Origin of the sequence: Leisingera sp. NJS204, from assembly GCF_004123675.1 — a bacterium.
In the GTDB taxonomy this organism is placed as follows: Bacteria; Pseudomonadota; Alphaproteobacteria; order Rhodobacterales; family Rhodobacteraceae; genus Leisingera.
This window is the reverse complement of record NZ_CP035417.1, coordinates 1,243,931-1,263,618: the sequence shown is the minus strand read 5'-3', so window position 1 is coordinate 1,263,618 and position 19,688 is coordinate 1,243,931. Positions and strand designations below refer to the sequence as shown.

General features: G+C 63.7%; 19 protein-coding genes. 11 read left to right on the top strand and 8 right to left on the bottom strand.

The annotated features are described in order from the left end of the window. Positions 1–212: 212 nt before the first annotated feature. Positions 213–359: a hypothetical protein gene (locus tag ETW24_RS24200; RefSeq protein ID WP_164982704.1), complete on the top strand. Its 147-nt coding sequence runs from the start codon at positions 213–215 to the stop codon at positions 357–359. Positions 360–687: 328 nt separating this feature from the next. Further along, entirely contained in the window at positions 688–1,467 is a 780-nt protein-coding gene (locus ETW24_RS06160; protein ID WP_129370218.1) for a Hint domain-containing protein, read from the top strand. A gap of 92 nt (positions 1,468–1,559) precedes the next feature. Here the strand turns inward: ETW24_RS06160 and ETW24_RS06155 are convergent, their stop codons facing one another. Continuing rightward, the gene (locus tag ETW24_RS06155; protein ID WP_027258143.1) at positions 1,560–2,060 is read right to left on the bottom strand and encodes an Lrp/AsnC family transcriptional regulator; all 501 of its coding nucleotides are present in this window, start codon (positions 2,058–2,060) and stop codon (positions 1,560–1,562) included. 240 nt (positions 2,061–2,300) lie between these two features. Here ETW24_RS06155 and trxB point away from each other — a divergent pair, with 240 nt between their 5' ends. The 5 genes from trxB (at position 2,301) to ETW24_RS06130 (ending at position 9,005) form a co-directional block, all read left to right on the top strand. Further along, complete coding sequence (trxB, locus tag ETW24_RS06150; protein ID WP_129370217.1) at positions 2,301–3,242, top strand: thioredoxin-disulfide reductase; 942 nt, start codon at positions 2,301–2,303, stop codon at positions 3,240–3,242. A gap of 6 nt (positions 3,243–3,248) precedes the next feature. Continuing rightward, on the top strand, positions 3,249–3,587 hold the full coding sequence (locus tag ETW24_RS06145; protein WP_129370216.1) for a ribonuclease E inhibitor RraB: 339 nt from the start codon (positions 3,249–3,251) through the stop codon (positions 3,585–3,587). Positions 3,588–3,895: 308 nt separating this feature from the next. Next, positions 3,896–4,954, top strand: coding sequence for a Hint domain-containing protein (locus ETW24_RS06140; protein ID WP_129370215.1), 1,059 nt, complete (start codon positions 3,896–3,898; stop codon positions 4,952–4,954). A 75-nt stretch (positions 4,955–5,029) separates the two neighbouring features. Then, entirely contained in the window at positions 5,030–6,709 is a 1,680-nt protein-coding gene (locus ETW24_RS06135) for an adenylate/guanylate cyclase domain-containing protein (protein ID WP_129370214.1), read from the top strand. Positions 6,710–6,929: 220 nt separating this feature from the next. Continuing rightward, the gene (locus tag ETW24_RS06130) at positions 6,930–9,005 is read left to right on the top strand and encodes a bifunctional sulfate adenylyltransferase/adenylylsulfate kinase (protein ID WP_129370213.1); all 2,076 of its coding nucleotides are present in this window, start codon (positions 6,930–6,932) and stop codon (positions 9,003–9,005) included. Positions 9,006–9,076: 71 nt separating this feature from the next. On the opposite strand, the gene ETW24_RS06125 is transcribed toward ETW24_RS06130, so the two are convergent. From ETW24_RS06125 to ETW24_RS06105, 5 genes are all read right to left on the bottom strand, one after another. Further along, positions 9,077–10,309 carry a 50S ribosomal protein L11 methyltransferase gene (locus ETW24_RS06125; RefSeq protein ID WP_129370212.1) on the bottom strand — a complete coding sequence of 411 codons (1,233 nt, stop codon included), beginning with the start codon at positions 10,307–10,309 and terminating at the stop codon, positions 9,077–9,079. Between the two features lie 182 nt (positions 10,310–10,491). Continuing rightward, positions 10,492–11,376, bottom strand: a complete 885-nt coding sequence (locus ETW24_RS06120; RefSeq protein WP_129370211.1) for a PhzF family phenazine biosynthesis protein — start codon at positions 11,374–11,376, stop codon at positions 10,492–10,494. Next, positions 11,376–12,518, bottom strand: coding sequence for a hypothetical protein (locus ETW24_RS06115; RefSeq protein ID WP_129370210.1), 1,143 nt, complete (start codon positions 12,516–12,518; stop codon positions 11,376–11,378). The genes ETW24_RS06120 and ETW24_RS06115 overlap by 1 nt, the downstream gene beginning before the upstream one ends. A 115-nt stretch (positions 12,519–12,633) precedes the next feature. After that, the gene (locus ETW24_RS06110; protein WP_129370209.1) at positions 12,634–12,858 is read right to left on the bottom strand and encodes a DUF1150 family protein; all 225 of its coding nucleotides are present in this window, start codon (positions 12,856–12,858) and stop codon (positions 12,634–12,636) included. A gap of 5 nt (positions 12,859–12,863) precedes the next feature. After that, positions 12,864–13,277, bottom strand: coding sequence for an Hsp20 family protein (locus ETW24_RS06105; protein WP_205877370.1), 414 nt, complete (start codon positions 13,275–13,277; stop codon positions 12,864–12,866). Positions 13,278–13,458: 181 nt separating this feature from the next. Between ETW24_RS06105 and ETW24_RS06100 the strand changes: the two genes are divergently transcribed. After that, entirely contained in the window at positions 13,459–13,683 is a 225-nt protein-coding gene (locus ETW24_RS06100; RefSeq protein ID WP_129370208.1) for a YdcH family protein, read from the top strand. A gap of 179 nt (positions 13,684–13,862) precedes the next feature. Here the strand turns inward: ETW24_RS06100 and ETW24_RS06095 are convergent, their stop codons facing one another. Continuing rightward, positions 13,863–15,902, bottom strand: coding sequence for an NADH:flavin oxidoreductase (locus tag ETW24_RS06095; protein WP_129370207.1), 2,040 nt, complete (start codon positions 15,900–15,902; stop codon positions 13,863–13,865). A 267-nt stretch (positions 15,903–16,169) separates the two neighbouring features. On the opposite strand from ETW24_RS06095, the gene ETW24_RS06090 reads away from it, so the two are divergent. Beyond that, a complete protein-coding gene (locus ETW24_RS06090) occupies positions 16,170–17,453 on the top strand; it encodes a uracil-xanthine permease family protein (RefSeq protein WP_129370206.1) in 1,284 nt (427 codons plus the stop codon). Positions 17,454–17,492: 39 nt separating this feature from the next. Here ETW24_RS06090 and ETW24_RS06085 read toward each other — a convergent pair whose 3' ends face one another. Next, positions 17,493–17,807: a DUF1272 domain-containing protein gene (locus tag ETW24_RS06085; RefSeq protein ID WP_129370205.1), complete on the bottom strand. Its 315-nt coding sequence runs from the start codon at positions 17,805–17,807 to the stop codon at positions 17,493–17,495. A 271-nt stretch (positions 17,808–18,078) separates the two neighbouring features. On the opposite strand from ETW24_RS06085, the gene purE reads away from it, so the two are divergent. Next, positions 18,079–18,567, top strand: coding sequence for a 5-(carboxyamino)imidazole ribonucleotide mutase (gene purE, locus ETW24_RS06080; protein ID WP_129370204.1), 489 nt, complete (start codon positions 18,079–18,081; stop codon positions 18,565–18,567). After that, entirely contained in the window at positions 18,560–19,636 is a 1,077-nt protein-coding gene (locus tag ETW24_RS06075; RefSeq protein WP_129370203.1) for a 5-(carboxyamino)imidazole ribonucleotide synthase, read from the top strand. The genes purE and ETW24_RS06075 overlap by 8 nt, the downstream gene beginning before the upstream one ends. Positions 19,637–19,688 lie beyond the last annotated feature (52 nt).

Genomic DNA, 19,688 nt, shown 5'->3' with positions numbered 1-19,688 from the left:
GCAGCAAGATGGTAATTTCTTATTCCTCTCCAGCACCTTAACCACAACCTCACCAGGCGGACTGATACCGTGCGCCGCTGCGGCGCACGGGTGAAATTGCCCGTATCCGGTCATATTCGCGGCGCAAAGGTTACTCATAAAAAGGTCAGAACAACACTAGCAGCAGCCGCCCCGCATCCAGGCCGGCTGCCGGGCGAAGGACAGACCAGACCATGAAGATGAACAAGCGTTTTATTGCCTCCATCATCCGCTCCGCCAAGAGCGAGACCGTGACTCTGCCTTGGGCCGCCGCGCGCCGCCGCGATGGCCAGACTTGCAGCCAGCCCCGCAGCCGGGCCGCAAAGCAGAAACTGGGTTAACGCCGGGGACGGGTGCCCTGCCGGCGGCGTCCCCTGGCGCAAACGCGCCAGCCCGGTCAGCCGCCGTCAGGGCACCCAACCGGTCTAAGCAAACGCCGGCGGCCGCTTGACGCTTCCTTAGCCGAATCGTCTTAACTCCGTTCCGGCTTGCCGCCGGAACCCGCCCGCAACGGTGTCAGGACCGGCCTGATGTTAACCAGTTTGCTTCAGATTTTTTGACAATTAGAATTAAATCCCGCCATTTAGAGCACATACATAACGTTCAAGCACGTCTGTGTTGCCGGTGGGGGCCGATGCAAACGGGCAGTTTGAAAGGAAAGGTGGCAGCATGACCATCGCCCACTCGCTGCAGAAAGCTGCAGCCAATGCAATTGAAGCCAATGCGTTCCTGCAGGATCCGGCGGCGCTGCGAAGTGCAACCAAGCCGCAATTGCGGCGCTATGAGGTCAGCAGCCTCCTGCCCAGCGGTGCGATTTCCGAAACCCGCCACATTGCGCCTGCCCTGCCGCTGTTCGAAGACGCCTTTTGCGCATTTTCCCGCGGCTCATTGGTGGAAACCGCCAACGGCCCGGTTGCCATCGAAGACCTGTTGCCCGGCGATGACATCCTGACCAGCGGCGGCGGCAGCCAGCCGCTTGTCTGGATCGGCCACACCAGCATTCTGCCCGCACGCCCCGGAAGCCGCGGCCGCAGCCACCGCCTGACCAGCTTCATGGCAGACAGCCTGGGCCTGCAAAAACCGGCTTCCAGCCTAGTTGCCGGACCTGCGGCACGGCTGCTGCGCACCCCGCCGCACCTGCAGAGCGCGGACAGCGGACAGCTGCTGACCCCTGTTGCGGAGTTCCAGGACGGAATGAGCATCTTTGAAACCGCTCCGCCGACGCCGGTGGACATGTACCACCTCTGCCTGCCGCGTCACGCGGCAATCACCATCGGCGGGCTGGAATTTGAGACCTACCATCCGGGACCGGATGCGCTGAAACTGGCCAGTTACGCGATCAAGACACTGTTTCTGAACATGTTTGCCCATGCCGACAGCATCCGGGACTTTGGCCCGCTGGCTTATTCCAGGGCCGGCAGCAACAGATCCAGCCCGGCCGTTCTGTAAGCTGAAGGGGCACCTGACGGCCCCGCAATACACAACAAAGCCGGGCACGCTGCTGCCCGGCTTTTCATGTCAGACCGCTGCGTGTTCGCACCTTATGCCTCGCGGGCCAGCCGCTCTTCCAGCACCTCAAACGGCACACCCGGTTCATCCTTGGCGCCGCGGATCACCAGCGAGGTCTTGACGCTGGCCACATTCGGCGTGGTCAGCAGATCGCCGGTCAGGAAGCTTTGGAAGGTGCTGAGATCCGGTGAGACGCATTTCAGGATGAAATCCACCTCGCCGTTCAGCATGTGGCACTCGCGCACCAAGGGCCAGCTGCGGCATTTCTCCTCAAAGGCGCTCAGCTCCACCTCGGCCTGGCTTTCCAGCCCCACCATGGCAAAGACCTGCACCTCGAACCCCAGCTCGCGGGAATTCACATCGGCGTGGTAGCCGTGAATCAGACCGGCCTCCTCCAATGCGCGCACGCGGCGCAGACAGGGTGGCGCAGAAATGCCGACCCGCTTGGCCAGCTCCACATTGGTCATCCGCCCATCGGCCTGAAGCTCCGACAGAATCTTGCGATCAATCGGATCAAGGCGGGTTGTGACCATGTTCAATGCTCCTGTGGAATTTGCGTTTCTTATAGCACCGCCGCCGGGCCGCGCAATAATGTTTCATCGCCGCGCAATATTCTTTGCACCCCAAAGGCGCAAGCCGCAATGCGCGCCTCCCCGGCAGATTTGCACCCCGCCGCATGCTAAGCCTTGGGGGTTTAAGCCCGCGGTCCCTGCCGCTATATGCAGTGTCTGACGGCGGCACGCCCGCCAGGCTGCATTACGTGGGGAACACACATGAGCGAGACGCGCCACACCAAGGTTCTGATCATCGGCTCCGGGCCTGCAGGCTATACCGCAGGGGTCTATGCCGCCCGTGCCATGCTGGAACCGGTTCTGGTTCAGGGCATTGAGCCCGGCGGCCAGCTGACCACCACCACTGAGGTCGAGAATTACCCCGGCTTCACCGAGGTGCAGGGCCCCGACCTGATGATCAAGATGCAGGAGCACGCCCAGGCGATGGGCTGCGAGGTCATCGGCGACTATATCACCTCGCTCGATACGTCCGCGCGCCCGTTTGTGGCCAAGGCCGACAGCGGCACAACCTTCACTGCCGATGCGGTGATCCTGGCGACAGGTGCCCGTGCCAAATGGCTGGGTCTGGAATCGGAAGAAAAATTCAAAGGTTTCGGCGTCTCCGCCTGCGCCACCTGCGACGGCTTTTTCTACCGCGGTCAGGAGATCGTGGTGATCGGCGGCGGCAACACCGCCGTGGAAGAGGCGCTGTTTCTGACCAATTTCGCCTCCAAGGTGACCCTGATCCACCGCCGCGACGAGCTGCGCGCCGAGAAGATCCTGATCGACCGCCTGATGAAGAACGACAAGATTGAACCGCTGTGGTTCCACACCCTGGAAGAGGTCGTGGGCACCGAAAACCCGCTGGGGGTTGAGGGCATCGTGGTCAAGAACGTGCAAACCGGCGAGTTAAAGGAAATCCCCTGCAAAGGCGTCTTTGTCGCCATCGGCCACGCCCCCGCCAATGAGCTGGTCAAGGACGTGCTGGAGCTGCACAACGGCGGCTATGTCCAGGTCAAACCCGGCTCGACTGAAACCTCGATTGCCGGCATCTTTGCCGCTGGCGACCTCACCGACCACAAGTACCGCCAGGCGGTCACTTCAGCCGGCATGGGCTGCATGGCAGCACTGGACGCCGAACGCTTCCTGGCTGAGCAGGAGTAGGCCCGGATGCCGCATGATTTCGAAACCCAGCGGGCCGGAACTGTTGCGGCGTTCAACGATCTGCGGGCCGAACACGGCCTGCCCGAGGCGGCGGACGTTGATTACTTCTTTGTCCCCGCCCGCGACGGCGCTGACTGGCAGCCCCTGGCCGAAGAACTCAGCCGCGAGGGCTACAGCTGCAGCTGGGTCAGCGCAGAGAACACCGAAGACGGCACCCCCTGCCTGATCGCCACCCTGCCGGAGCAGATCATTTCCGCCACCGGCATCTGGATCGGCGAGGAAGTGGCCACCCGCGCTGCGCTGTCCCACGGGTTCGCACCGGACGGCTGGGGGCTGGAGGGCTGAGCCTGCCCGCGGAAGGCTGAAACTCAGCCAACCCGTTTAGCTTTACCTTTGGCCGGCAGTAAGGACCGCAGGCCCGGCGCGGCCATGCGGCGCGGTCGCCTGCGCCGGTTCGCCGCAGGCCATAATCAAGCGAACAAACCTCTGAAATGCATGACTAAAACAGCATTTCACACGTGACCGCACTTAGCCAAACAGGCATCGAAAAATTCATCTGCCTTTCTGCGGCGCCTTAACCCGGCATTAGACAAAACACCGCAAAACCCTCGCGAAAGCGACTGCACCTCAGATCGTTCTGCCGGGGGGCCGAAATGGCGATACGAACTTTAAGCGCGTTCAATGCAGACGCTTTTACCGTCGATGACGGCTCCCCCCATATGACGCCGGGCAGCTCGATCATCAACAATTCGGACACCCCCGTTGGCACGGTTTTCATCTATGATTCCAGCTACGCCATCGAACAGGTCACTCTCGACGACACTGCCGGCGATGCTGATACGATGGAGGATGACCAGTCAGGCGGCCATACCATCGTCGATGGCGGATCCATGGTGGCCAGCGGCACCCCGGTCGAGGCCGAATCGCACCACTACGTGCAACAGCTTGATGCCGGCGGCAATCCGTTCGGCCCGGTCATCACCATCACCGTGTTTTCCCGGAACGGCGTCACGCAGGATGTTTGGGGGTTTTCCACCGATACCCCGCTGAAGGACGGCGCGCGGTACCAGAAAACCTCCGGCAGCAATACCGGCACCTCCCAATACGACAGTTTCGTGCCTTGTTTCGTGACCGGCACCGCCATCTGCACCGACCAGGGCCTGCGCCCGGTGGAACGGTTGCGCCCCGGCGACCGGGTGCTGACCCGCGACAATGGTTTTCAACCGGTTCTTTGGGTTGGCATCCGCCGGATCGGGCCTGACTGGATGCAGGCCTGCCCGCATCTGCAGCCGGTGCGGGTTGCAGCCGATGCCTTTGGCCCCGGCCAGCCTGCCCAGGATCTTTGGATCTCGCCGCAGCACCGGCTGCTGCTGAAAGGCGCCGCCTGCCAGATGCTGTTCGAAGAGCCGGAGGTGCTCTCTGCCGCCGCCCACCTGCAGGCGCATCCGGGCGTCGCCAGGCAGCTGGTCGCCCGAACCACTTATGTGCACCTGCTGTTCGAGCGCCATCAGGCGGTGTTCTCAAACGGTCTCTGGACCGAAAGCTTCCAGCCCGGCAGCCAGCTTCTGGACGGCGGCGGTGCCGCCGCGAGACACGAGATCCTGACGCTGTTCCCCGATCTCGCACTGGCCGGAGGCAGCGGCTACCCTGCCGCCCGCAGGGTTTTGAAACAAAAGGAAAGCCGCCTGCTGGCAGACCGGCCCCCGGTGTAAACGCGGTGCTGCCTTGACCGGCGCGCCTGCCCGCCGCAGTCTGCACCCCGGAAACCGCGAAACAGGAGGACCGGGGTGGCAAGCGCACTCTGGCAAGGCAATTGGATCAGCCGCACCCGGATTGTCACCGGGCTGGTGCTGCTTACCTATGCCTTCTTCCATTTCATAAACATCGGCCTTGGACTGTTGTCGCCCGAATGGATGGATGACTTCCAGGACATCCGCCAGCTGATCACCCGCAGCCTGGCTGGCAGCCTGATCCTTTATGCCTCGCTGATCCTGCACGCGGGCCTTGCCTTGTGGAACCTGGCCCGCCGCCGCAGCCTTAGGATGCACCTTGGCGAGGGGTTGCAAACCCTGCTGGGCCTGCTGATCCCGCTGCAGCTGCTCAGCCATCTGGTGTTCACCCGCTATGCGCATGAAATCTACGGCGTCAACGATGAATACCCTTATCAAATCGTGCTGATGTGGGCCTCCCCTGAGGTTTGGCAGCAAAGCGCACTGCTGCTGGCGGTATGGATCCACGGCTGCATGGGCCTGCACTACTGGCTGCGCCTGACCCGCTGGTGGCGGCCGCTGATCCCCTGGATGGCCGGGCTGGCGGTCTTTATTCCCGGCTTTGCCCTGGCGGGTCTTCTGACCGAAGGCCGCCGCATCTATGAGCTGTTTACCGAAGGCAGCCGGCGCGCCGGATTGATGGCGGATTTCAACTGGCCCAGCCGCGAGGGTTTTGCCGAACTGGTCCAGGCCGACAGCCGCTGGTTCACCGGTTTCCTCATCCTTTTGGGACTGACATCGGCGGCCCATCTGCTGGCCCGGCTGCTGCGGCGCCGCCGGGCGGTGCAGATCCGCTATGCCTTCGGTCCCGAAATCCGCGCCGAACGCGGCATGACCCTGCTGCAGATGTCCCAGGCCAACGGGGTCCAGCATACCTCGCTCTGCGGCGGCAAGGGGCGCTGCACCACCTGCCGGGTGGTGGTGGACGAAGGCGGCGATCACCTGCCGCCGCCCGCCCCGCCCGAGGCCCGCAGCCTGGAACGGGTCAAAGCCCCCGCCAACATGCGGCTGGCCTGCCAGATCCGGCCAGAGGCGCCGCTGACCGTCACCCGCATGTTCCGCCCCGACGGGCAAAAGGGCCGCGCCCATGCCAGCCAGGGCAGTGAACAGCAGCTTGCCATTCTGTTTTTGGACATGCGCGGCTTTACCGCCCGCACCGCCGGCCAGCTGCCCTATGACGTGGTGTTCTTGCTCAATCGCTTCTTTGACGCCATCGTGCCCGCCGTCACCGGCGCCGGCGGCACCGTGGACAAATACCTTGGCGACGGCCTGCTGGCTTTGTTCGAAGCCCGCTCCCCCGCCCGCTCGGCCCAGGCCGCATTGGACGCCGCCACCGCCATCGGCCATGCGCTGCAGGACTTCAACGCCCAGCTGGCAGCAGATGGCGAACCCGAGATCCGCATTGGTATCGGCATCCATCTGGGCGAGCTGGTTCTGGGCGAAATCGGCAGCGCCGGCCATGCGCCGCGCACCATCATCGGCGGCAGCGTCAACACCGCCAGCCGGCTGGAGGCCAAGACCAAGGATCTGGGCGTCGAGCTGCTGATATCAGCCCGCGTGCTGGAAGCCGCCGGGTACGACTCGGATCATCTGGCGGTTGAAGCCTTTGAGCTGCGCGGCGTTGCCGAACCGCTTCAGGCCCTGCCCGTGGCCTTTGCTGCTGCCCTGCCGCGGACCCTGGCCGCAGAACAGCGTTAAGCCGGCCGCAGCCTGCGCAAAACACCTGTCCCTCACTGTCTGCCCTGCCGGACAGGCGGCCCGCATCAGCCCGCCCAAGGCGGATAACCTGCCGTCCGCCCTGCCCCGTTGCAGCAAAACAACGCAGCAGAAAATCGCCAATCCTTCGGAATTTGCACTTTGCTTTGCTGACAATCCATGCAATGCGTTCACGCGTGAACACACTTTGATCCGTTGAGCCGTGCCAGAAACCCAGACCATATCCACCCCTGACGAGGAAGATCTGCTCTTCCGGCTCCTGCGCCAGCTTGATGCGGCGCCGGATGCTTCGCAGCGGGCCACGGCTGCGGCGCTGGGGATTTCGCTAGGCGGGCTGAACACGCAATTGCGCAGTGCCGCCGAATCCGGCCTGATCACCATCAGCAGCCGTTCCGGCCCCGACAAGCGCCAGCGGTTTGCCTACTCACTGACCACCCGGGGCGCGGTGGAAAAAATGCGTCTCACCGATCAATTCCTCGCCCGCAAGCTCGCAGAATACAACGCGCTGCACGCGGAACTTACAGGCGCGGCAAGCGGCCTTCCCCCTCTCAAACACAGGACTCATCCTATGCAAAGCAACCTGGCTCCCATCCCAGAGCTCTATGTTTCCTACGAAAGCGCGCAGAAACTGAAGGTCGAAGCAGCCGGCCTGACCAGCTGGGACCTGTCCCCGCGCCAGATCTGCGACCTGGAACTTCTGATGAACGGCGGTTTTAACCCGCTCAAAGGGTTCCTGTCGGAAGACGACTATAACGGTGTTGTCGAGAACATGCGCCTGGCCGACGGCTCTCTGTGGCCGATGCCGGTCACCCTGGATGTGTCCGAAGACTTTGCCGGCAGCATCGAAATCGGCCAGGACATCGCCCTGCGCGACCAGGAAGGCGTGATCCTGGGCACCATGACCGTCACCGACCGCTGGGAGCCGAACAAATCGCGCGAAGCGGAGAAGGTGTTTGGCGCCGACGACGATGCGCACCCGGCTGTCAACTACCTGCACAACCAGGCCGGCAAGATCTACCTCGGCGGTCCGGTCACCGGCATCCAGCAGCCCGTGCATTATGACTTCCGCGGCCGCCGCGACACCCCGAACGAGCTGCGCGCCTATTTCCGCAAAGTCGGCTGGCGCAAAGTGGTTGCGTTCCAGACCCGCAACCCGCTGCACCGCGCCCACCAGGAGCTGACCTTCCGCGCCGCCAAGGAAGCCCAGGCCAACCTGCTGATCCACCCGGTTGTCGGCATGACCAAACCGGGCGATGTGGATCACTTCACCCGCGTACGCTGCTACGAGGCCGTGCTGGACAAATATCCGGCTGCCACCACCTCGATGTCGCTGCTGAACCTGGCCATGCGCATGGCCGGCCCGCGCGAAGCTGTCTGGCACGGCCTGATCCGCGCCAATCACGGCTGCACCCACTTCATCGTTGGCCGCGACCACGCAGGCCCGGGCAAGAACTCGGCTGGCGAAGACTTCTACGGTCCCTATGATGCCCAGGAGCTGTACCGCGCCAACCAGTCCGAAATCGGCTGCGAAATGGTCGATTTCAAGCACATGGTCTATGTGCAGGAGCGCGCCCAGTACGAGCCGAACGACGAGATTGCAGATCGCGACAACGTCACCATCCTGAACATCTCCGGCACCGAACTGCGCCGCCGTCTGGCCGAAGGCCTGGAAATCCCCGAGTGGTTCTCCTTCCCCGAGGTTGTGAAGGAACTGCGCCGCACCAAGCCGCCGCGCTCCAAGCAGGGTTTCACCGTGTTCTTCACCGGCTTCTCCGGTTCCGGCAAATCCACTATTGCCAACGCGCTGATGGTCAAGCTGATGGAAATGGGCGGCCGCCCGGTGACCCTGCTGGATGGCGACATTGTGCGGAAAAACCTCAGCTCCGAGCTGGGCTTCTCGAAAGAGCACCGCGATCTCAACATCCGCCGCATCGGTTATGTGGCGTCTGAGATCACCAAGAACGGCGGCATCGCAATCTGTGCCCCGATCGCGCCTTATGCCACCACCCGCCGCGCCGTGCGCGAAGACGTCGAAGCCTTCGGCGCCTTTGTCGAAGTGCATGTTGCCACCACGATCGAGGAGTGCGAACGCCGCGACCGCAAGGGCCTGTACAAGCTGGCGCGTGAAGGCAAGATCAAGGAGTTCACCGGCATTTCCGACCCCTACGACGTGCCGCAGAACCCCGAGCTGTCGGTTGAGACTGAAAATGTCGACGTCGACAACTGCGCCCACCAGGTGCTCTTGAAGCTGGAAAGCATGGGTCTGATCTCCGGCTGATCCGGACAGCCTGAAGAAACAAGAAAGCGGCCCGCCCTTTGGCGGGCCGCTTCCGTTTCTCGTCAGCCTGCTTAGTGGTAAGACTGCGCCTGATTGCCGGAACCTTTAGCAATCTGCGGAGCCTGGACCGCACTTTCCGCTGGGGTTATCCGGTCGCGGACGCGCAGAGTGTACCCGCCCTTGCGTGCCCCGGTCACCCACAGGGCAGCAGATTCCGCATCCCCGGCGCGGGGTGCCAACCCGTGCACCGACAGGCTCAGCTGCGACGCGTCATGCTGCGCGGTCACCCGCAACTGCGCGCCGGCCTCCGCAAACACCGGCTGATCCAGCAGAAACGCCGTCCGCCCCCAATGGCCGCCGGACTGCAAACCGTTTGATACCAAAATGCCGGGGGCCAGTTCCATTTCAAAACTGACAAAGACCGCATGGATGGTGCCGGCGCCGGCACAGACGAGATCTTTGGCGGCCCGCGCCGGGTTAATGTCCGGCCGGGTGAAATCAAATTGAAACAGGTCCTTTGCCGTCCCCAAAGGCCGCAGCGCACAGGTTTCCAGATCATTCGGCGTCAGCTGGGCAACGCGGGCAAAGGGGTGAAAGGCGCTCAGATCAAACCCTTCCGCCTCCTGCGGCCGCCACAGATCCAGCAGCCCGCTGCATTCTACCGGTTGCGCTTTCAACGTTCCCCGTTCAGGCACCGCCCGCGCATCCGGTTTGGCCAGCGCGCCCATGGCATGGGTCAGTGTCGCCAGCGCCCCCTCACCCAGCAATACAGTATCGACGATCTCTGAGATCACCACATCCGCTTGCTCCGGCATATCCTCGCCTATGACAATATCGTGGGACCATTTCGGAATGACCGTGATCCGGCTGCTCAGCCCGTTATCCGCGATAACCTGCTCCGCTGCCCTGGCAATCAGCGGCTGCTGCTCGCAGGTGTAGACATGTTTTGCCCCGGCCCGTGCTGCCAGCATTGCCGTAAGACCCGCACCGCAGCCGATATCCAGCACCACATCCCCCGGCCGCACCTTGGCCGCGATGGCCTGGGCATAGGCCCGGTTGCGGGCCTTGTCCGCAAGCATCGGGAAATGCCAGCGGGGCACAAACGCCTGATGCAGCCGCTCCTGCAGCACCTGCGCTTCGTGGTGGCAGGGGTCTGCCGCCAGCGCGTCCGATAGGATATGCGATGTCCGGATGCCGCCGTCGCCCAGGGATTCGGATTTTGCCAGCCGGACCAGCCTCTCTGCTTCTTTTGTGTCCGGATGCCGGCGCAATTGAGGCGGTTGGGGCGTCTGATTTTGAAGCAATTCTTACTTTCCCTATTTTGAGGCAAATGCGGTTTTTTGAGACTATCCGCCATGCGCCTCTAAAATTCGGTAAAGGAAAAGCGCTTGCTGCCCGCCCCGCAGGGCCATGGCCGCCGCCGTGCCATCATGGCGCCGGACCCGCAGCTGGATCCGCCAGGAAGCGCCTGCAGATCCCCTGAAACCTAAACGGTGTCCGGCAAATCCACCGTGCCGCGCATCAGCACAAAGCCTTCGCCCGCCACCTGCACGCCCTCAATCGCATCCGCAGACCCGATCCGCACCACCCGTGCCTGGCCGGGACGGCCAAGGCCATGGCCCTGCTCGGCGGTAAACTCAGACCTTTCCATCAGCCCGTGGCGCCACAGATACGACGCCATGGCGCCGGTCGCGGAGCCGGTAAAAGGGTCCTCCGGCGGGCTCGGCGGCGCCATAAGCAGGCGCGAAAACGTATCACCGGCCTCTGTCGCGCCCTCCAGCACCACCAGAAACGGCTCCATCATGTCGATGCCATCGGCACCCAGGGAATTGCCCAGCGCTGCCAGCGCCTCCAGGTTCAGCTCTGCCGCCTCCAGGGCCGCGCGGTCGCGCAGGACCGTCACGCAGAACGGCAGCCCGGTCGAAACCTTCTGCGGGCGGCCCATGATCGCCTCTACCGGCAGCGACACCGCCGCCGCCACCAGCGCGGGATCGGCAAAGGGGCCGAATTCAGGCGCCACCTGGGTCATCGAAATCAGATCATCCTCCAGCGTCACCGGCACAATCCCCGCCCCGGTTTCCAGCGTGATGCTGTCCCCGGCGATCAGCCCCCGGTCCCGCATCGCCGCCACCGTCGCAATTGTCGGATGACCGGCAAAGGGGATTTCGCGGCTGGCCAGGAAATACCGCACCTTCACATCCGCCGCGTCGGACGGGCCAGTGAACGTGCATTCCACCAGCGAGGTCTCCCGCACGAAAGCGGTGCAGACAGACTCGGGCAGATGTGCCGCCCCATGCACCACCGCGCAGCCATTGCCGCCAAAAGCGCGGCCCGAGAAGGCATCCACCCAGTCAAAATTGAAGTCTGTCATCACGCGTTCCTCCGCCGCATTTGCGCAATATAGGCCTTTGCAGCCCCCGGTGTCTTGCGCAGTTCCATGACCTGCGCCTCGAATGCGCTCAAGCCGGTGCCGAATGTATCCTGAAATGCCTGATCCCAGCTCTTGCCGGTGCTAAGCTGCCTCCAGAACCCAAACAGGGCATCCTCGCCATGTATCCGGGTCAGAATATGCACTGCAAAATGCGAAAAGTCATAGTCGCCTTCGGTACGGACCGTCCTAGGTGCCCGCATTGCCTTTAGGTTTTGCGTCGATTTCAGGGACGCATCCTGCAGCTCGGACAGACCCGGCGCGCGCAGGCGCAAGGCCTTCTTGCCAAATCGCGCCGCCACCAGCTCGGCGCTGCCCTCCACCAGCCAGGAGGGCCCCATCCGGCGCCGCACCGCCGCACCGTTGAACCCTTCTGCACGGCCACCGCCCAGTTCCGCCTGCACCAGATGCATGTATTCATGCGCCATCATTGCCCCCAGCCATTTGCGCGAGCGCTTAAGCCAGGCCTTGTCCGCCTGATGCGGATTGTCCCAGCAGATATACATGAATTTCAGATAGGCCGCCCCCGCGACGCCAAAGGGTTTGTTGCAATGGGCGGCAATAGATGCATCCGGGTTGAACCGGGCGCTGGACATCTGGCTGAGCAGACGGCGCACATAGGTTTGAACCGTCTTGGTATTTCCTGCAGCGGCGATGCCGATATTGCCGGCTAGTACGATACCGTATTCCCTGTCCATGAACCGCAGGGTCCGTTCATAGGCCTGCCGGACGCCTTTTTCCGCGTTTGGCGAATCTGCCAGAACCCGGACCTGCGCCGCTGACGGCAGGTGCTTTTCCAACCCGGATTTCAGCGCCGGCAGCTCCCTGCACCAATGGATCGCGGTTTTCTGCGTCAGCGCAGGCAGGCCCGCCAGAAGCCCGGCCTTTGCCGCGGCGGGTATCTGCCGCAGGGACGTCCAGGCGCGCAGTGTGGCCTGCGACAGCACCCCGTCACGGCGGCCGGGATCATATCCCAGATCCGCCAGCTGCCCCTGCACGCATTTGACAAACGGATCGGCAGCAGCGGGAGCGGCCAGCAGGGCAAATCCCAATGCAGCTGCGATCGGGCGGATTGTTCGGAACATCAAATGCGCCTTCCTTGAACCTGGTGTCTTCAAAACAATTCAGGCCCCCAAAATGGGAGCCTGCTGTTGGGAAAATCAAGCGCTTTCGGGCGGATGCGCCCCGGCTACCCGGACGTCAATGCACCGAAACCGGTGTCATGTCGTTCTGCCGGGCCAGCACATAGGCCAGATGGCGGTCGGCCACCAGCGCCAGCTGGCCGCCTTCCGCGTCATGCACCGCATAAAGCTGCGCATGGCCGCCCGCGCTGTCCTGCACGTCTTTGGGAAGATCTGCCACCGCAACCGCCTTTACATAGACGGTCCGGTCTGCGCCCTGGCTGAAATCAAACGGTGTATGCATTGCTCTTACCCCTTTTTGATGTTGATTGTCTGAACCACGGTTTCGGGCCGGGCACGGGTCAGATCCACATGCAGCAACCCGTTTTCCATCACCGCCTCGCCCACTTCGACGCCATCAGCCAGTACGTACATGCGCTGAAACTGGCGCGCCGCGATGCCGCGGTGCAGGAACACCCGCCCCTCGCTGTCATCGCGCTGGCGGCCGCGGATCACCAGCTGGCGGTCCTCGACGGTGATCGCCAGGTCCTCTTCGGCGAACCCGGCCACGGCCAGGGTGATGCGGTAGGAATGGTCGGAAGTCTGTTCGATATTATAGGGAGGATAGCCTTCGTTGCCCGATTTCGCCGAGCGTTCCAGCAGGCGTTCCAGCTGCTCGAACCCCAGCATATGCGGGTAAGAGCCCAAGGTAAGTTTCGACACGGTGTTCGTCCTTTATGCCAAAGCGACGGATGCGCGCGGCCCCGTAACAGGCGGCCGCTTCCAGAAGAATATGGGAAGTTCTTGCTGGTTTCACAAGAGCATGTGCCCATAGGTCTAGCGGAAAAGCAGTTAAGGAAGTATCTTCAGCCTCACTTCATTCCTAAGCTTTACTGAGTCGCCAATGAACGCACCCACAGATGTGTCGATGAAGACAGATGAGGTCCTCAAGGTTGAGCTGGAGGTTTTCCGCAGGCAGCACCGTGATTTGGACGAAGCAATCGGCGCGCTGGAAGAGCGCCCGACCAGCGACCAGCTGACAATCCGCCGCCTGAAGAAACAAAAGCTCATCCTCAAGGACAAGATCGCCTTGATCGAAGACCGGCTGACCCCGGATATTATCGCCTGACAGTGCCACAGGCACCAGGCAGGCCCGCGCCCAAACCGCCGGGCCATAACTGCAGAACGCAGTGCCTTAACAGTTTCGACAGGGCCTCCCGCCCCCTTTTCCGCGCAGCCGGCTGCACCGGAAGGTGTTGGGCGTGGCAGCGCGCCTGACGGCGCGCTGCGGTTCCGCTTGATTGCAGATTACAGATCCTTGCAGAGTCTCAGCGCATCATAGATGGCGGCGTGCATATTGCGCCCTGACACCGCATCACCGGCCCGCGCCAGCCAGAAGCTGCCCTGCGGATTGATGGCGGCAAAAGGGCTGGTTCCGGCAATCATTGCCTGGTGGTCCAACTGACCCAGGTTGCGCGACTGCGGCTTCAGCGCATGGTAAAGATCATCCGCCGGAGTGATACCATGTTCGCTGACCACATGATCCGCCACCCGCTCGGTCACTTCCCCGGTCAGGACATGGCGCAGGGTGATACGTTTGCGGCGCCCGTCTGCGGCCACGGAAACCACCTCAAGAAAGCACTCCAGCGCCACCCCCTGCCGCGCCAGATCACGCAGCACCACCGCCGAATTGGTTGGCCCCAAGTCATGCGCCGCCACCCGGTCCGGCGTCACCAGCGTGACCGAACAGCCCGCCCGTGCCATCACATCCGCCGCAACCAGCGCGGCGTGATCGCCGCATTCATCCAGCAGCAGAACCGCGCCCGATACCCTTGCCTCGCCGCCCAGCACCTCCCAGCTGGAAGTGATCAAATCACCGCCGGGGATCTCCAGTGGCTCCGGCCAGCCGCCGGTCGCCACGATCACTGCGTCCGGGTTTTCGGCCAGCACGTCGTCTGCCTCGGCGTAAGTGTTCAGCCGCATCTCCACGCCCAGCCGCTCCGCTTCCGAGATCAGCCAGTCTGCTACACCCCAAATCTGGCGCCGGGTCGTGCCTTTGGCCGCCAAGACGATTTGCCCGCCAAGCCGCCCGCTCGCCTCAAGCAGCACCACCCTGTGGCCGCGCTCCGCCGCAACCCGTGCCGCCTCCAGCCCCGCCGGGCCGCCGCCGACCACCACCACCTTGCGCCGCTCCCGCGCAGGCGGGATCACATGCGGCATCACAGCCTCGCGCCCGGTTGCGGCGTTATGGCCGCAGACCGCGGGCTTGCCCTGGTTCACCCGGTCGACGCAATAACCCAGTGCCACGCAGGGACGGATCTGCTCCTCCGCGCCGCGCTGCAGCTTTGCCACCAGATGGGGGTCGGCCATATGCGCCCGCGTCATGCCGATCATATCGGCCTGGCCTTCGCGGAGGGCATGGCGGGCAGTGGCATTATCGGCCACGCCGCCGGCATGGAACACCGGCAGATCCACCGCCGCGCGGATCGCCCCCGCCACATTCAGATCCGGCGCCGCGGGCATCCCCATCGGCGCCACCCAGCCGGCCAGCCCCAGATCATCATAAGGCGCGCCCGCAAGCACGTTCAGGAAATCCACAGCACCCGCCGCAGCAATTTTCTGCGCCGCAGCAATACATTCACCCGCGCTGAGGCCCCCTTCCGACAGCTCATCGCCGGTGACCCGCATCCCCAGGATCAGATCCGGCCCCACCGCCGCGCGCACCGCCTCCAAGACCTGCAGCGTCAGCCGCAGCCGGTTGTCCAGCGAGCCGCCGTAATCATCCTCGCGCGTGTTCACCAGCGGCGACAGGAACTGCCCCAGCAGATGCGAATGCGACAGCAGCTCAATCCCATCGAACCCGCCTTCCCGGCAGCGCAGTGCCGCGGTGGCAAAATCGTTGATTATACGGGAGATATCCTCCTGCTCCATCACCTTTGGAAAGGCCCGGTGCGCCCGCTCCCGCCGCCCCGACGGCCCCAGCACCGGCAGCCAGTGCCCGTCATCCCAGGCGGTGCGCCGTCCCATATGGGTGATCTGGCACATCACCGCCGCGCCATGCTTGCGCACCCCATCGGTCAGTTCCTTGAACCACGGAATGATGCTGTCATCGCCCGCATAGAGCTGCCCGAAGACCGATGGGCTGTCCGGCGCGATATTGGTCGAGCCGCCGATCATCGTCAGCGCAATGCCGCCCCGCGCCTTTTCCTCATGATACAGCCGGTAGCGGTCGCGCGGATGGCCGCCCTCCTGGAACGACGGAGCATGGGCTGTGCTCATGATCCGGTTGCGCAGGCTCAGATGCCGGATTTGCAGCGGCTGCAGGAGAGGGTCATTGTCCAAGGTCATAGGTCGCGGTCCATTAAATGCAGCCAAGTGCAGCCAAGTGCAGCCAAGTGCAGCCAAGTGCAGCAGGCCCGGTCTGACCGTTATCCGGCTTGCAGAAAACCGGCATTTTCCCGGCCCCGTTGCGACACCTTGCCCGCGATTGGCGGAATCTTCGTCTGACCGGATGGTCAAAGCCGGGTTTTCCGTTTACCAGCAGCCGGATTTTGTGCCCGGCCTCCACTCCGGAGCCTCCCGCGCAAGCGGCTGAACCAATGAACGAGCATCACCATGACCGCCACCAGCGACCGCACTCCGGTGTCTGAAGCCCAGGACGCCGACTACAAATTCTCCCCGAAACAGGCGCTGACCGGCGCCCAGATGCTGTTTGTCGCCTTCGGCGCGCTGGTGCTGGTGCCGCTCTTGACCGGGCTCGACCCCAGCGTCGCCCTGTTCACCGCAGGACTTGGAACGCTGATCTTCCAGGTCGTCACCCGCGGCCAGGTGCCGGTGTTTCTGGCGTCGTCTTTTGCCTTCATCGCGCCGATCATCTACGGCGTGCAGACCTGGGGCATGGCGGCGACCACCGGCGGGCTGGCAGCGGCGGGCCTTCTGTATGTGGCGCTCAGCTTTGCCATCCGCGCCTTTGGCGCGGGCTTCATGCACCGGCTGCTGCCGCCCGTGGTGGTCGGCCCGGTGATCATGGTGATCGGCCTGTCACTGGCGCCGGTGGCGGTCAACATGGCCACCGGCCTGGCCGGCGACACCCAGGTGATGCCGAAAAACACCGCCCTTCTGCTTGCAGCTGTTGCCCTCGGCACCACCATGCTGACCGCTATTCTGGGCCGTGGGATCATGCGCGTGGTGCCGATCCTGGCCGGCGTCGCTGCCGGCTATGGTGCCGCGCTGATCCTCGGCGCCGTCACCGGGCAATCCCTGGTGGATACCGCTCCGCTGGCCAGCGCCGCCTGGTTCGCGGTCCCGGATTTCGTCGCGCCCGAGTTCAATCTGGCCGCCATCCTGTTCATTCTGCCCGTCGCCATTGCGCCCGCGATTGAACATTTCGGCGACATCATGGCGATCTCCAATGTGACCAAGCGCGACTACATGGAGAAACCCGGCATCCAGAACACCATGCTGGGCGACGGTCTGGCCACTGCCGCCGCGGGCATCTTAGGCGGCCCGCCCAATACCACCTATTCCGAGGTCACCGGCGCCGTCACCCTGACCCGTGCCTTCAACCCGGCAATCATGACCTGGGCGGCGATCTTCGCTATCGCGCTGTCATTTGCGGGCAAGCTGTCAGGTGCGCTTGCCACCATCCCGATGCCGGTGATGGGCGGCATCATGATCCTGCTTTTCGGCATGGTCACCGTGGTCGGCCTCAGCGTGCTGGCCAAGCTGGGCGACGCCCTCTCTGAGGCGCGCAACATGGTGATCATCTCCACAGTGCTGATCATCGGCCTCGGCGGGCTGACGCTGCAATTCGGCGAAGGCTTCACCCTCGCGGGCATCGGCCTCTCCGGCGTTGCCGGCCTCGCGCTGAACCTGATCCTGCCGAAACAGCGGGACTGATCCCGAAAACAACCGGAGCCGCCTGCCCGGCGGCTCCGCTCACCGCTCTTCCGGTTTCAAATGCCGGATCCTTGCCACATGCGTGGCAATATCCTCGCGGGTGAACTTCGTATGCACCCGTTCCGTCGAGGCCGGATGGCTCCCAAGCCCCAGCTTCAGCTCTGCCCGCCAGGCCTTCCCGGGCCGGATCGGCCGCGGCGCTAAGCCGCCGCCGCAAGTGGGGCAAACATTGTCCAGCACCTGCTCCACGCAAACCGCGCAATAGGTGCACTCATAACTGCAAATCCGCGCGTCCGGTGCATCCGGTGGCAGATCCTTGTCACATAGCTCGCAATTGGGTCGTAGCTCCAGCATCGCATCCTCCCTGCTCCAGCCGCCACCCTGCCCCCGGTTCCGGCCCTGCACAAGCCTCCCGCGCCGCGCCGCCGCGCGGCGCCACGCCCAACCGCAAGGCGGTGCAGCTTGCCTGCATTCCCGCGCGGGCGGGAGCTTGCCGCCTGCGGCATAGCGCCAGAGCCACTGAAACAGGGCAATTCCGCCCGTTTTCCGCGACAAGCCGGATTGCGCCAATTCCCAGTTTCCCTATAGTGCGCGCTCCACAAGCCGCGACAGGAGCCACCAAGCCATGGCCGACATCAAAGTAGGCATCATCATGGGCAGCCAATCCGACTGGCCCACCATGAAGGAAGCCGCCACTATCCTGGATGAACTGGGTGTTGAGTATGAGGCCAAAATCGTCTCCGCCCACCGCACCCCGGACCGGCTGTGGAGCTACGGAAAATCCGCCGCGGACCGCGGCTTGCAGGTGATCATCGCAGGTGCCGGCGGTGCGGCCCATCTGCCCGGCATGGTCGCCTCCAAAACCCGCGTCCCCGTTGTGGGCGTGCCGGTGCAGACCCGCGCCCTTTCAGGCGTCGACTCGTTGTATTCCATCGTGCAGATGCCCAAGGGCTTCCCGGTTGCCACCATGGCCATAGGCTCCGCAGGCGCCGCCAATGCAGGCCTGATGGCCGCAGGCATCCTGGCACTGCAGGACGCGGACCTGGCCCGGCGCCTGGATGATTGGCGCGCGGCACTCTCTGCCTCCATCCCCGAGGAACCCTCCGATGACTGACGTGCTTGCCCCCGGATCAACAATCGGCATCCTCGGCGGCGGCCAGCTCGGCCGGATGCTCTCGGTTGCAGCCTCCCGCCTTGGCTTCAAGACCCATATCTTTGAACCAGGGCTTAACCCGCCCGCAGGCCATGTCGCCGATCAGGTGACCACCGCCGGATATGAGGACGCCGCCGCCCTGGCCGCCTTTGCCGCTTGCGTCGATGTGATCACCTATGAGTTCGAGAACATCCCCACCTCCGCGCTTGACATTCTGGAATCGCACAAACCGATCCGCCCGGGCCGTGAAGCCTTGCGTATCAGCCAGGACCGGCTGACCGAGAAAAACTTCCTGCAGGACCTCGGCCTCCAGACCGCGCCATTTGCCGACATCAGTAATCAGGCCAGCCTCGACGCCGCCCTGGCAGAGACCGGCGCCCCCGCGATCCTGAAGACCCGCCGTTTCGGCTATGACGGCAAGGGCCAGGCCCGCATCAAGGCACCGGAAGACGCTGCCGAAGCCCTCGCTGCCATGGCAGGTGCGCCTTCGGTCCTCGAAGGGTTTGTTACTTTTACCCACGAGGTCTCGGTCATCGCCGCCCGCGGCATCAGCGGTGAGATCGCCTGTTTCGATCCCGGCGAGAACGTCCACCGCGACGGCATCCTGCACAGCACCACCGTGCCTGCGCGCCTCAGCAAAAGCCAGCGTATGGACGCGGTGCTAATGGCGGGCAAGATCCTGAATGCGCTCGATTATGTCGGCGTTCTGGGGGTGGAACTGTTCGTCACGCCCAAAGGCCTGATCGTCAATGAGATCGCCCCGCGCGTCCACAATTCCGGTCACTGGACCCAGAACGGCTGCACCGTCGACCAGTTCGAACAGCACATCCGCGCCGTCGCGGGCTGGCCGCTGGGCGACGGCCAGCGGCATTCCGACGTGGTGATGGAAAACCTGATCGGAGATGATGTGGACCGCATCCCCGAGCTCGCGAAAGAACCCGATTGCGCCCTCCATCTCTACGGCAAGCTTGAGGCCAAGCCAGGCCGCAAGATGGGTCATGTGAACCGGGTGGTGAAAGCGCAGGACTGAAGGATTGGGGCGCTGCCCCAAACCCCGGGAGTACTTAAGACCAGAAAGAAGC